Annotated in this window: 12 protein-coding genes and 1 tRNA gene; 2 read left to right on the plus strand and 11 right to left on the minus strand. The window is 67.8% G+C overall.

Annotated elements, in window-relative coordinates:
• Nucleotides 1-3: 3 nt before the first annotated feature.
• Nucleotides 4-1560: an NAD(P)/FAD-dependent oxidoreductase gene (locus OG921_RS03145; RefSeq protein ID WP_266110870.1), complete on the minus strand. Its 1557-nt coding sequence runs from the start codon at nt 1558-1560 to the stop codon at nt 4-6.
• A gap of 121 nt (nt 1561-1681) precedes the next feature.
• Between OG921_RS03145 and OG921_RS03150 the strand changes: the two genes are divergently transcribed.
• Nucleotides 1682-2011, plus strand: coding sequence for an excalibur calcium-binding domain-containing protein (locus OG921_RS03150; protein ID WP_266110871.1), 330 nt, complete (start codon nt 1682-1684; stop codon nt 2009-2011).
• Between the two features lie 26 nt (nt 2012-2037).
• Here OG921_RS03150 and OG921_RS03155 read toward each other — a convergent pair whose 3' ends face one another.
• The 10 genes from OG921_RS03155 to OG921_RS03200 all read right to left on the minus strand — a co-directional run bounded on the left by OG921_RS03155 (nt 2038) and on the right by OG921_RS03200 (nt 11184).
• On the minus strand, nt 2038-2904 hold the full coding sequence (locus tag OG921_RS03155; protein WP_266110872.1) for a hypothetical protein: 867 nt from the start codon (nt 2902-2904) through the stop codon (nt 2038-2040).
• Nucleotides 2901-3887 (minus strand): hypothetical protein, encoded by a 987-nt coding sequence (locus tag OG921_RS03160; protein ID WP_266110873.1) that lies wholly within the window; start codon nt 3885-3887, stop codon nt 2901-2903. Before OG921_RS03160 ends, OG921_RS03155 begins: the two co-directional genes overlap by 4 nt.
• Before the next feature lie 39 nt (nt 3888-3926).
• The gene (locus tag OG921_RS03165; protein WP_266110874.1) at nt 3927-4559 is read right to left on the minus strand and encodes a hypothetical protein; all 633 of its coding nucleotides are present in this window, start codon (nt 4557-4559) and stop codon (nt 3927-3929) included.
• A 134-nt stretch (nt 4560-4693) separates the two neighbouring features.
• On the minus strand, nt 4694-5338 hold the full coding sequence (locus OG921_RS03170) for a hypothetical protein (protein WP_266110875.1): 645 nt from the start codon (nt 5336-5338) through the stop codon (nt 4694-4696).
• 535 nt (nt 5339-5873) lie between these two features.
• Complete coding sequence (locus OG921_RS03175; protein WP_266110876.1) at nt 5874-7232, minus strand: hypothetical protein; 1359 nt, start codon at nt 7230-7232, stop codon at nt 5874-5876.
• 422 nt (nt 7233-7654) lie between these two features.
• A complete protein-coding gene (locus tag OG921_RS03180) occupies nt 7655-8134 on the minus strand; it encodes a hypothetical protein (protein WP_266110877.1) in 480 nt (159 codons plus the stop codon).
• Between the two features lie 170 nt (nt 8135-8304).
• A complete protein-coding gene (locus OG921_RS03185; RefSeq protein WP_266110878.1) occupies nt 8305-8811 on the minus strand; it encodes a DinB family protein in 507 nt (168 codons plus the stop codon).
• Nucleotides 8812-9356: 545 nt separating this feature from the next.
• Nucleotides 9357-9441: transfer RNA gene (locus OG921_RS03190), tRNA-Ser, on the minus strand.
• Nucleotides 9442-9461: 20 nt separating this feature from the next.
• Nucleotides 9462-9872, minus strand: coding sequence for a MarR family winged helix-turn-helix transcriptional regulator (locus tag OG921_RS03195; protein WP_266111044.1), 411 nt, complete (start codon nt 9870-9872; stop codon nt 9462-9464).
• Nucleotides 9873-10008: 136 nt separating this feature from the next.
• The gene (locus OG921_RS03200; RefSeq protein WP_266110879.1) at nt 10009-11184 is read right to left on the minus strand and encodes an alpha-hydroxy-acid oxidizing protein; all 1176 of its coding nucleotides are present in this window, start codon (nt 11182-11184) and stop codon (nt 10009-10011) included.
• 79 nt (nt 11185-11263) lie between these two features.
• Here OG921_RS03200 and OG921_RS03205 point away from each other — a divergent pair, with 79 nt between their 5' ends.
• Nucleotides 11264-12250, plus strand: a complete 987-nt coding sequence (locus OG921_RS03205) for an NAD(P)H-quinone oxidoreductase (protein WP_266110880.1) — start codon at nt 11264-11266, stop codon at nt 12248-12250.
• Nucleotides 12251-12258: the final 8 nt, after the last annotated feature.

Below are 12258 nucleotides of genomic sequence, written 5' to 3' on the forward strand. Positions count from 1 at the left end.
GGGCTACGAAACCTGCTTCTGCGCACCACTATTGGTAGTCGACGCGACCGCCGCACCCCGCGAGAACTCGAGATCGTCGTCGGCCACCGGTGCGTATCGCAGGGCGAGCGAATCGGCAATGAAGTTGCGATACACCTTCCACGGCCGTTTGGTGCCCTGCCGGGGGAAGCGCGCCCGCTGGATATAGCCGGAACTGAGCAGCCAACTCGGACGGGTCGTGCCGGCCCACGTGCTCTTCGGCGTGCAACTGGCGTAACCATGCTCGTCGAGATGGTCGAGCAACCGCGCGACGTAACGGCAGGACAGGTCGGCCTTCAGTGTGTAGGACTGCTGCGGGTAGCCCGTCACGTGGGCGAAGTTCGGGATCCCGCTGAGCAGCACACTCTTGTAGTACAGGGTGTCCGCGAGATCGGTGGGCGTGCCATCGATCAGCACCTCGACGCCGGGCAGGATCCGCATGTCGAACCCCGTCGCGGTGATCACGATGTCGGCCGAAAGATCTTGTCCGGAAACAGTTTCGATGCCGTCCTCGGTGAACGTCGCGATCCGGTCGGTGACGACGGAGGCCCTACCTTCGGCGATGGCCACGAAGAGGTCGCCGTCGGGAATCGCGCACAGCCGCTGATCCCACGGGTTGTAGCTGGGCGCGAAATGGGTGTCGTAATCGTAGTCCGCACCCAGGTGCACCTCCGCCCGCTTGCGGATCATCGACTTCACCATGTTGGGCGCGAGCACGCTGAGGTAAAGGATGAATATCTGGAACAAGATGTTCTTCCAGCGCACGATCGGGTGGGCGAGCCGCTCGGGCAATAGCCGAGCCAGCTTGGCGCGGAATGCATCCGGGTCGTCGAAGGACAGGACGTAGCTCGGCGAGCGCTGCAGCATCGTGACATGCTCGGCGGTGCGCGCCATCGCGGGAACCAGCGTCATCGCGGTTGCGCCGCTACCGATTACGACGACGCGCTTGCCCTCGTAGTCCAGATCCTCGGGCCAGTGCTGCGGGTGGACGGTCCGGCCGCGGTACCGCTCCATTCCTGCGAACTCCGGTGTGTAGCAACCATCACCGTCGTAGTAGCCGCCGCAGGAGAGGATGAACCGGCAGTTGAAGTTCACGGTCCGGGTCGCGCCGGCAGGTTCGGTGAACTCGGCCTCGACGGTCCACCGCGAGCGCTGCGACGACCAGGTCGCACGTACCACCCGGTGCCCGAAGCGGATCCGGCCATCGATCCCGTACACCTGCGCCGTCTCGCGGGTGTAGTCGCGAATCGCCGGTCCCGGCGCCAGCGTCTCGGCGCCGTACCACGGCCGGAACGGGAACTCCATCGTCTGGATATCCGAGTCGGAGCGCACGCCCGGGAACCGGAACAGGTCCCAGGTACCGCCGATGCCCGCGCGTTTCTCCAGAATCACGTAGGACGTTTCGGTATCGCGCTCCTGCAATCGGTAGCCGGCGCAGATGCCGGAGATCCCGGCACCAATGACAACGACATCGAACTGTTCGGCGTCGCCGAGTTCGTTCGCTTCGGCGTCGTCCACTTCGTTGTCTGACGTGGAATTCATTACGGTGCCTCCCGAGCGGGAGTGTATGTCCCGATCTCTCCGCGAGGAACCCGTTTCGACGGGAAATCCCCCGCCGAGATAAGCGCATACTGGTGACGGTGTTGTGAACGAGGAGGTACCCATGTTCGGACGTCGAGCGCGTCGGTTCGGCCTAGCCGCAGTGGGGCTGACGGTTGCCGCCGCCGTCATGACACCCGCCGGCGCGAGTGCCGACCCAGTCAATGACGTCCTGTGCGCGGTCGGATCCTCCGCACCGGAGTTCTGCCTCGCCGCACCGCCGCCGCCCGGACCGACTCCCCCTCGCGCCGTGCCGCCGCCTCTGGTGACGCCGTACACCTACCAGAACTGCACACAAGCGCGAATCGCCGGCGTGGCCCCGATCCATCGGTGGGAGCCCGGCTACTCGCGACGTCTCGACCCGGACAACGACGGCGTCGCCTGCGAGTACTGAGGCAGTTCGGCCGTGCGGAAACCAGCTCAGGCGGCAGCTTCGGCGAGCGCGGCGCAGATCTGGTCGTAGGCGACAACGGTCTCCGGCCGCAACCGGGAGTGATCGACCACGCCGCCGAACGCGAGTTCCGCGTCGTAGGGAATCGAGACCACATCTACGACACGACCGGTCAGATGCTGCCGCAGCACGTCGATGTCCTCGTGCCGAATGCCGGGCCGCTGGCTTGTAATCACCACAACCGTCGAGCGCAGACGGTCGACACCACCGAAATCGGCCAAGCAATCGAGGCTGTACCGCATGCGATTGAAGCAGTCCGGGCGACTCGGCACGGTCAGCACGATCGGCGTCGACGGGGGCAGCCAGCACAGCGGACGCACGTGGGCGGGGCGCCACAATCGGCCCGCGTCGTAGATGGCGGAGAACTTCCGGTACCGCAGGTAGGGGTCGAGCGGACGGAGGTCGCAATCCGGTTCGCGGTCACCGGCCTGGTGCAGGATCGTCGCACCGACGCTCGTCGCCGAACTGCACGCCGCGAATGCCTCGTCGTTCAATGCTCCGCGCGCATCAGCGGAGGCGAGCAGCTCCTCCACGGCGTGCTCGCTCGGTGCACCTGCAGCGCCGCGGTCGACGAGATCGCCGCCGCCGACGGTCGCGTCGATGGCCACCGCCCGATCCCCCGCGATGGCACTCGCGTTCGCGATGCCGAGTGCGGTGGTCGTCGACCCGGCTCCACCGCAGGCACCGACGACGAGAACCGCGGCCGGGAAGACGAGATCCGCGCCCTCGGTGGTCGGCTCCTCGTCGGGCTGGGCCGGCTCGGTGTCTTGCGGCTGCGCAACCGTCACCGGCTGATCCCACTTCAACAACTGCTGCCAGTCGGGTTCGTTGCTCATTCCACTGCTCCGATCGAGGTGATCACGTATTTCCCGTCGCGGTTCGCGGTGGAGACGGTCTGCTTGTAGACGACGGCGGCACCATCGGGACGTTGCTCGGTCAAGCGCACCGCAACGTTTCCGTTCTCGCCTGCGTAGGTGATGAGCACGCAGTGCTTGGTGCCGACCGGGATTTCGGAATCGATCGCGTACTGAAGGTTTTCCGCGGTCACGGAAGCGGGATCTGCCGGCGCCAGGAACTCGCGGGCCTTCACGCCATCGCGCAGCACATAGTAGGCGTGGTCGAACGCGAGGACGACCGATGCGGGGTCGTTCTGACTGCCCGGACCGGCGCCGGACACCATCTCTCCGCTCGTCGTCGGCGGGCACCAACCGGATGCACCGGCCTCCCCCGATACGGCTGCGGCCGAGCCATCGGTGTCCGCTTCGCTCGAGAAGGCACCCGAGACGGCGAGCACGCCGCCGATCAGGACCGCCGCCAATGCTGCGCCGATCAACAACGCGCGGCGTTTGCTGCCCGAGGGCGGCGGACCGCTGCCGCCAGGCAGAGCCAGGGCGTAGTCGGGCCGGCGGAGCGGGAGCGGTTCGATCTCGCCGTCGATGTAGTCGACCTGCGCGTGGTCGGCAAAATAGGCGCCGGTCAGTTGTCGCGGTCCGGTCGTGTCGCTCGATCCGGCGGACAGCCAGTCGGTGTGCCTACGGTCCAGGCCTAGAGAGGGGATCTGGCGGCGCGCCGGGAGGTTGCCCCGCACCGCCTCCCGGGCGGCGCGGCGTAGCGCGGCTTCGACGACTGCTGCGTCCTGGCCCGCGAGCGATGCGGTTTCGGTCGTGGCCGAGGACGACTGCGGTTCGTCGGGCGTCGATGGTTGCGCGGCCGATTCGGGTTCCGTGCTGTCACCGTCGTCGGGATCCGATTCCGGGGGTACCGGGGTCTCGGCAGCGGTCGGCCCGAACGCGGGGTTCCCCGGATTCGCATTCCACACGTTGGGACCATCTTTCACTGTGTCACTTCGCGACCGCGGCTAGCCGCGGCTTTCGATGTTGGGTGGGAGGGGCGCCGCCACGAGCCGGCCGAGGTCATTGGCGGCGGGAGCGAAGACACCGTTGTCCAACGCGACGCCGACCCCCGCGCCGATCCCGGCACCGATGCCAGCGCCGATCCCGGCGCCGCCGATGACGAAGACCGGCGCCGCGACGACACAGGTCACGAGCGAGGCGACGAACCCGCCGACCGCTCCGACGCCTGCGCCTACGCCTGCCCCCACCGCCGTGCTGGTGGCCACCGTCGGTGACACGCCGAACGGCAGGTCGCTTCGCGGTGGAACGGGCGGCGCCGGCGATGCGACGGGCGGCGTGACCGGTGGTGCGGGTTCCGCGTGGGGTCCGGGCTGGGTGTACGTCCGGTTCGGCACGGGGGGCGACGTTGTCGTCGTGGGTGGGGCAGTCGTCTGCGGTGCCGGAGCGCCGAAGGGGATCGGTGCCGGTGTCGACTGCATCGGCACGGTGCCGGGCTGTGCGGGTGCCGCGCTCGCTGCAATGGGTGCAACCATGGCCACGGCAATGGGGAGCGCACCGACGACGACCGCGCGGCCGGCGGGCGCCTTGATCGCGTCGAGACGAGTCGGTGCCCGATGCCGTCCGCGAGTCCTGTTCACTGCTCGGTGTCCTCTTTCGTTCGGCCCGCGCCATCGCCGGCCTCGTCGTTTCTGCGTCACGGTCATCGTCTGTTGCCTCGGCCGATCCTAGCCGCTACCTGCCAGCTACCCCCACTCCAAACGTGCGGCGGCACCTACGCGGCCTCGATCGCGGTAATCACGTACTTCCCATTGCGATTCGCCGTTGTGACGGACTGGTTGTAGGCGACCGATGTGCCGTCCGTGCGCCGTTCGCTGAGTTGCACCGAGAACCGTTCCGGCATAACCGGATCGGGCCGGATCGACAGACAGTGTTCGGTGCCCCGCGGTATGGCGGTGTCGATCGCGTTCTGCAAACTCTCCGCGGTGACGACAGCCGGGTCCGACGGTTCCATCAAACTGCGCGCCTTGGACCCGTCGCGTTGCACGTAGTACGCGTAGTCGAAGGCAAGAATCACTGCGGGCCCGTCGTTTTGGCTGCCCGGTCCGGCACCCATCGTCAGCTGATCCGTTTCCACCGTCGGACACCACGCGGATGAGGCGTTGGACTCGTCGGCGGCTGCCGTGGCGGTTGCGCCTCCGCCGTTGGAAGCGGAATCGCCACCCGTCAATGCACCCGACGCTGCCAGCGCAATGCCGCCGGCCAGGATCGCGACCGCTGCGGCAATACCTCCGTATACCAGATCTTTGCCCCGTTTCTTCTGCGGCGCAGCGGGTTTCGAGGGCCCGAGGAAGTCGTCCACGTAATCGAGCGGGGCCGGCCCGAGGTCGGCGGGTGGCGGTTCGTCGCCGTAGGTCATTGGTACAGGCTCGGGCTCACGCGGCTCGACTGGTTTGCGATCCTGCGTGGGCGGTGGGCCGTACGGATCGGCTGGCCTCGGCGTGGGAGGAAGATCCTGCGGATCCTCCTGCAGCCAACGCGGCTGCTGCTCCTCGTACGGCGGCTCGGGTTCCCTTGATACAGAAGAAGTCTGGGGTGGCTCGGGAGTGTATGGCCGGGTCGGCGGCACGGGACTTGCGGGGCGGGACGGACGAGTCGGGCCCTTCGCTCGAACGGCGTCTCGGGCGGCGAGGCGACGCTCCGCCTCAACCGTTTCGTCGGCAGGCGTGGGGTTTACCTGTGCTGCAGGGTTCTGCGCACGCATCCCCTGGTCGGGTTCGGCTGGGAGCGGCGCAAACGGCGGATACCACTCATCCAGCCGGGACCGCGCCCCCGCTGCCTTCTTGGCGTTCCACACGACTCGTCAGTCTTTCATTTCATGCTCATCGCGGTGTGGGGCCGCCGATGGTCGGCGACCCCACACCGCGACAATGCGGGACTATCCAATCGATCGATCAGCCGGCGTAGTACACCCCGTGGGCGGCCCCGCCAATCTGCGCGACCTCGGTCGGCATACCGGCGCCGGCCTCCTGTGCGGCAGAAACGATCTCGTTACCACCCGGCTGCCCGAGCTGCCAGGCGACGAACGCGTCGTTGGCCTGCTGGCCCGCGGTCACGACCGCGTCCGCGACCGGGCCGGACTGCTTGGCGATCGCGGTCGCCTGCGCGGCAACACCCGGGAGGGCATTGAGTGCCTCGGTGCCACCCGGCTGGGCCTGCACGAAGTCGACCGTGGAGTTCGTGGTGTTGACCACGGCCTGGGCGATGTCGTGCGGGGTGGGGAGGATCTGCGGGGCGACGGACTCCTGGTTGGGGTCGCCGTTGCTGAGCGCGGTTCCAATGCCGACGCCGATCACGGCACCGGTGACTGCCCCGATGGCGATGCCCGCGGCTTCGCCAGCAGCGAAACCGGCGACCGCGCCGATGCCGGCGCCAGCCGCTGAACTGGCGGCGCTTACCGCGGCCACAGCAGGCGCCGCACCTCCGGTCGCGACAAGGCCGATGCAAGCGATAGCGTTGACCGGCGTGATGGCGCAGGGAACTGCCCCGCCGATTAGTGCGCCAATCACCGCTCCTCCGGCGCCAGTAGCGATCGACACAGGGAATGCAACGACCGCTCCAACACCTGCACCGACCACTGCGCCTGTCACCCCGGCCGCAGTGGCCGTGGCGGCGAGACGGTCGGATCGCTGCGGCGACACACCCGCACGGTTCCACGAGCGCGCGATCTCCGACTCGCCGTACGCCGCCCAGCGGTTCGCGCTGCGCGCGGCCTCCGGTGGCACCCAGTCCGGCTTGTCGGTGACAAAGTCACCGAAGCGAACCTTGTTCTCCGGCGGAGCAATCGGAGCAAGGTTCACTTCTGGCTGCGGAGCGGGAGCGGCGTCGTCGCCTGCTTCCTGCGGCGCGTCCTGCGCGGGCTCCGAGTAGTAGGCGTTGTCGTTGTAGCTGTAGTCGTCCGAGTCGTAGGTCGGTATCTCGCGCGACGGCAGCACCGGCGGGTCGGGGATCAGACCCGGACCCTCCAGATCGGGACGCGGCGCCGCCTGCGGCTTCGGCGTAGTGGTGGCGCCCGGCTGCGACGGTGTGGTCGACGTACCCGGCTGGGCCGGCGTGGTGGTGCCCGGCTGCTGCGGCGACTGCGTGGTGGTGCCCGGCTGCGCGGGATCGGCGATCGCGACACCCGATGCGGCGACCGCAATGGCAAGCGGAATGGTGCCGACCACGACGGCGCGGCGCGCAGGCGTCCGGACCGCGTCGATCACGGCCTCGGCGCGGGATTGCGCCCGATGGCGGCCTTTCGAGCTGTTCAAGTCTGTTGTCCTCTCTGTTCGACCGCCAGGCGGCCGGGAATGCATGTTCCGCGCGACCGGCGCGGAAACGGTCGGAGGGCAGAGTTGATGGCGCGAACACGTTCGCAGATGGCGGATTAGCGGCCGCCACCGCATTTCTGCTGGCCCCCCGGAGTGCCCAAGCACCTCGGCAGCATTGATGTATTCAGCTATAGGCCCCGTACCCCCGTTTTCCCCTTGTGACCTATCGCACGCGATGGTAACTGCAAATATTTGGCAAACTCAATTTCGACTCGAGCGATCTTGCTCACGTTCCGCACCGGCTTGCCTACTGACTTGGACGCGCGACATCGCGTTGAGGTTCCAACGTCTGTGGAATCACGTTCCTCGAGCAAATCCGCGACCAGCCCTCCCCCCGCGATTACGTCCGCGAAAACCGCAGGTCAGGGGGCAATGAAGTACACAGTCGAGGGTGCGGACAAGCTGTTCAAGGCAATAGTCGACAACCCGGCAAGACCGGAGCCAACCTCGATATCTTCCCGAACAAGCGCTCCCGGCGCCTCACCGGCGACGAGCTTCACGAACCGAGTGTGACTATAGGGGGCCGTCCCGCTCAGCGAAGAAACCTGAAAAGTTATGGGGCAGGATGGATTACGAGCCCATTCTTCGCCAGCGCCACGCATCCCGCGGGAAGTGAAAGTGACCGTTGCGTGCCCCGGGACCGCGGGATCAGTCTCGACTCCGAGGTCGACGATCCCTGTGCAGAACGCATTCTCGCCGATCGCAGGAATCGCAGACCCGTACATCCACCACCCCTGCACCGGGGCGGGCGCGGCCGCAGCGGGTACGGCCGCGACCGTCATCGCTGCGGCCCCCACCGCGCCGACACCCAACGCGCGCACGACAAACTGACGAAGCTTCATTCGATTCCCCTCCGTAGACATCCCCCGAACCGAACGCCACTCCCCGGGCGCCGGCGGCACAAGAATCTCACAATCCGTGACGGCCCGACAACGCGGTAGTGCGCACTGTTCGACGCTCGTCGCCGGGGCCTTGCCACACGGTTCGGGGATCGCCTCCGAATATCGACCGGTCAGCGGCGCAGGTACGCACCCTTGATAAACGCCGCCTGCCCGACATGTTCGAGATCGTCGTCGAGCACGCTGATCAAACGCACACCGAGCGACACCGGCGGATCCCAGCGCTCGTCCACGATCCGGTCGAGATCGGCCTCGCTCAGCCCGGCGATATAGCGCAGCGTCTGTTCGTGCACCGCGTCGTAGTACCCGGCGAGCAGATCGCCGGACACGTCCACCTGTGCCACCTCGTCGGGCGACTGTCCGTAACCGGTCGCGCCGACCGAGAACGGCAGGCCGAACCGCTCCTGCCAGCCCTGCGCGGTCCACGTCTGCTCGGTGCCCGCGACATCGGCGACGTGATCGTCTTGAACCCGAGTCAGATGCCAGATCAGCCAGGCAATCGTGTTCGCGCCATCGTCGACCCGGTAGGTCAATCCTTCCGCGGGAAGGTCATCGAGCACACCGTGCACGCTCGCCCGGATGCGGTCGTATGCGTCGGTCAGTACAGCGGGCAGATCCACGGTGCGCTCCCCTCGTCGGAACTCGCCCGAGGCTACCCGGATCTGCACCGGCTCAAAGCGGAAGCGGCAAGGGTGTGCATCCGGTGCACACCCTTCCGTCGGGGGACTGAGATTTGAGTAACACCGTGTAACGAAATGTGGGATTTCCAGATTGAACCACTGTCGGTCGATGCTCCGCGGTGTGTCGACCTCGACGGATACACGGCCTGCCCTATCACCCCTGAGAGGGCAGGCCGCTACGGCCTGCCCTCATCCCCTGACAGAGAGGGCAGGCCGTTCCGTGTCGGCGGCACTCGAAGTCCGCCGACCTACACATGCTACCGATCGGCGTCCAATCCGCTGCACGGCAGCGGCGGCAGTGATGACCAATCCCTGGACGGGCCGGTCCCGCCGCGAACGCCCAACGCCGCGGACAGGTTTCACGAGCGCTATAGGCAGAGCTGGGGGCCCGGCGTCTCTCACGCACTGTGGGCAAGCGAGCGGCAGTAGCTCACACCGAGGGTGCGAAACGCCCGCCACCCGCGCGAACACGTGACGGGCGTGAGCGGAAGCGGAGGGATTTGAACCCCCGGTCGTTCTCACGACGCTCGCTTTCAAGGCGAGTGCATTCGGCCGCTCTGCCACGCTTCCTCGCGCGAAATCCTAGCCGGTCAGGGCTCGCGGTCGCCGATGACCTCGTCGACCTTCTCGAATACCTCGGCAATGACGGCGAGTTGTGCGGGGGTGAACAGGTCGACGAAGTTACGCCGAACGTCATCGACGTGATGCACCGCGGCGGCCCGCAGCTTGTCGTATCCGCCGTCGGTCAGGTGCGCGAGCACGCCGCGACCGTCCTCCAGGCAGCTGCTGCGTCGAACCAGCCCCTGCTCCTCCATGCGCCGGATCTGATGGGTCAGCCGGCTCCGCGAGGACAGCACGCCATCGGCGAGGTCGCTCATCCGCAGCGCCCGATCGGGCGACTCGGAAAGCAGCATCAGGATGCGGTATTCGGCAAGCGAAAGTGCGTGCGCGGCCTCGAGTTCGCGGTTGAGCTGATCCATCAACCGTTGGTTGCCATCCATATACGCACGCCACGCCCGCTGCTCGTCCGCGGTCAGCCACCGGGGCGCAGGAGTGTCGGGGCCCTGCCCGTTGGACGGGGCCACAGGTTCGCTTCGCACCGCTCCATACTATTCACGACCGGTGCCGAAGTGGGATTCAAGCCGTGACCTGCACGTTTTCGCCCCCGACGCCGGCCACTGTTGCGCAACCGGCAAGCCCCATCGCAACATCGAGGTCCGCCAGCAGACAGCGCAGTGCGTGCCGCACCCCCTCGCGACCGCCGATGCCGAGCCCGTACACCCACGGCCGGCCGTACAGCACGGCCTTCGCGCCGAGCGCGAGCGCAATCATCACGTCCGCACCACTGCGGACCCCGGAATCGAAGAGCACATCGGCGCGGTCGCCCACCGCCGCCGCGATCGGTGCAAGCGCATCGAGCGCAGCGATCGCCCCGTCCACCTGACGACCGCCGTGATTGCTCACCACCACCCCGGCCGCACCCGCGTCGACCACGGCCCGCGCGTCGTCGGGATGCTGAATTCCCTTGACCGCGATGGGCAGATCGGTCCACTCCCGCAGCCGCGGGATATCCGCGGGACGCACCGAGTGGTTGCCGAACATCCCCGCCCAGGTGAGGATCGCCAGTTGCATCGCCTCCCGACTCTCCTCCGGCGGATTCGGCAACCGAGACCGGAACACCGGATCGGACAGGTAGTTCGCAATTCCCTTGCCCTGCAGGAACGGCAGATGCGCCACCGCCAGATCGCGTGGCCGCCAACCCAATCCGGGCGTGTCCGCGGTAACGACGATCGCCTTCGCGCCGGCCCGCTGCGCACGCTGCACGAACGAGCGGGCCACCTCGTCATCGGCAGGCCAGTACAGCTGGAACCACCAGTCGCCGGCCGCATCCCCGACCTCCTCGATCGTCGACGACGCGGCGGTGGAGAGCACCATGCCGACACCGACGTCCCTGGTCGCCTCGGCCACCAGAACTTCGCCGCGCGGCTGCATCAGCTCGAGCACTCCGACCGGCGCCGTCAGCACCGGGGCGTCGAGGCGAGTACCGAGAACCTCGACCGAGAGATCCCGCGCATCCGCGGCCGCCGTGCCGCGCAGCATCCGCGGGACAAGGCGGACACGGTCGAACGCACGCAGGTTCGCCGCCGCGGTCCGCTCCGTCGACGCGCTGCCCGCGACGTAGGCGAACGCCTCCGGGCTCAGCAGTTCCGCCGCACGCTGCTCCAGACCGTGTGCGGTCATGGGGAATTCGGGTCGTGCGCCGCCGAGTCCAGCGAAGTAGATCTCGTTCTGGAAGTTCGCGAAGTTCACCACGGCCGGAAGGCTACGCCCGCGCCACGCGCCATATGTGCGAAGTGACCGGACCGGTCGCACGGCTGGGTAGCCTGCGAGAGTGCACGCGATAACACTGCCCGAATTCGGCGAGCCCGAGGTGATGCGGTGGGCCGAGCAGCAGGACCCGCAACCGGGCCGCGGCCAGGTGCTCATCGACGTCGTCGCGACCGCGGTGAACCGCGCGGACCTGCTGCAGCGTCAGGGCTTGTACGCACCGCCGCCCGGCGCGACCGAGATCCCCGGCCTGGAGTGCTCCGGGGTGATCGCCGAACTCGGCGAGGGCGTCACCGACTGGCACGTCGGCGACCGGGTCTGCGCATTGCTGTCCGGGGGCGGTTACGCCGAGCAGGTGGTGGTCCCGGACACCCAACTGCTCACCATTCCCGAAGGTCTCGACCTGCACGTGGCCGCCGCGCTGCCCGAAGTGGCGTGCACGGTGTGGTCCAACGTGGTGATGGACGCCAAACTGCGCGCGGGTCAACTGTTCCTCGTGCACGGCGGCGGCAGTGGTATCGGCACCCACGCGATTCAGGTCGCCACCGCGCTCGGCGCAACCGTCGCCGTGACGGCTGGCTCGGCGTACAAGCTCGAGCGCTGCAACGAACTCGGCGCCACGGTGCTCGTCAACTACCGCGAGGACGATTTCGTCGCCGCGGTGCGCGAGCACAACGGCCGCGGCGCGGACGTCATCCTGGACAACATGGGCGCGGCCTACCTCGACCGCAATGTCGACGCGCTCGCCCCCGACGGCCAGCTCATCGTCATCGGGATGCAGGGCGGCGTGAAAGCGGAGTTGAACCTCGGCAAGCTGCTCCCCAAACGTGGCACCGTCCGCGCGGCCGCACTCCGCGCCCGCCCGGAGCGTGGCCGCTCCAGCAAGGCCGACATCGTCGCGGCGGTGCAAGAGCAAGTCTGGCCGATGATCGCCGACGGCCGGGTCCGGCCGATCGTGCACGCGGAGCTGCCGATCACCGATGCCGCCCAGGCCCATCGGCTGCTCGATTCCGACGAGACCGTCGGCAAGGTGGTGCTGCGTGTCCGCTGAGCGTTCGG

The organism is Aldersonia sp. NBC_00410, from assembly GCF_026342035.1.
In the GTDB taxonomy this organism is placed as follows: Bacteria; Actinomycetota; Actinomycetes; order Mycobacteriales; family Mycobacteriaceae; genus Aldersonia.

Excerpts from the sequence above, each read along its gene's own strand:
- OG921_RS03155 (WP_266110872.1), bottom strand. The coding sequence starts at position 2,904 with ATGAGCAACGAACCCGACTGGCAGCAGTTGTTGAAGTGGGATCAGCCG.
- OG921_RS03195 (WP_266111044.1), bottom strand. The coding sequence starts at position 9,872 with ATGGATGGCAACCAACGGTTGATGGATCAGCTCAACCGCGAACTCGAG.
- OG921_RS03150 (WP_266110871.1), top strand. The coding sequence starts at position 1,682 with ATGTTCGGACGTCGAGCGCGTCGGTTCGGCCTAGCCGCAGTGGGGCTG.
- OG921_RS03170 (WP_266110875.1), bottom strand. The coding sequence starts at position 5,338 with ATGACCTACGGCGACGAACCGCCACCCGCCGACCTCGGGCCGGCCCCG.
- OG921_RS03145 (WP_266110870.1), bottom strand. The coding sequence starts at position 1,560 with ATGAATTCCACGTCAGACAACGAAGTGGACGACGCCGAAGCGAACGAA.
- OG921_RS03180 (WP_266110877.1), bottom strand. The coding sequence starts at position 8,134 with ATGAAGCTTCGTCAGTTTGTCGTGCGCGCGTTGGGTGTCGGCGCGGTG.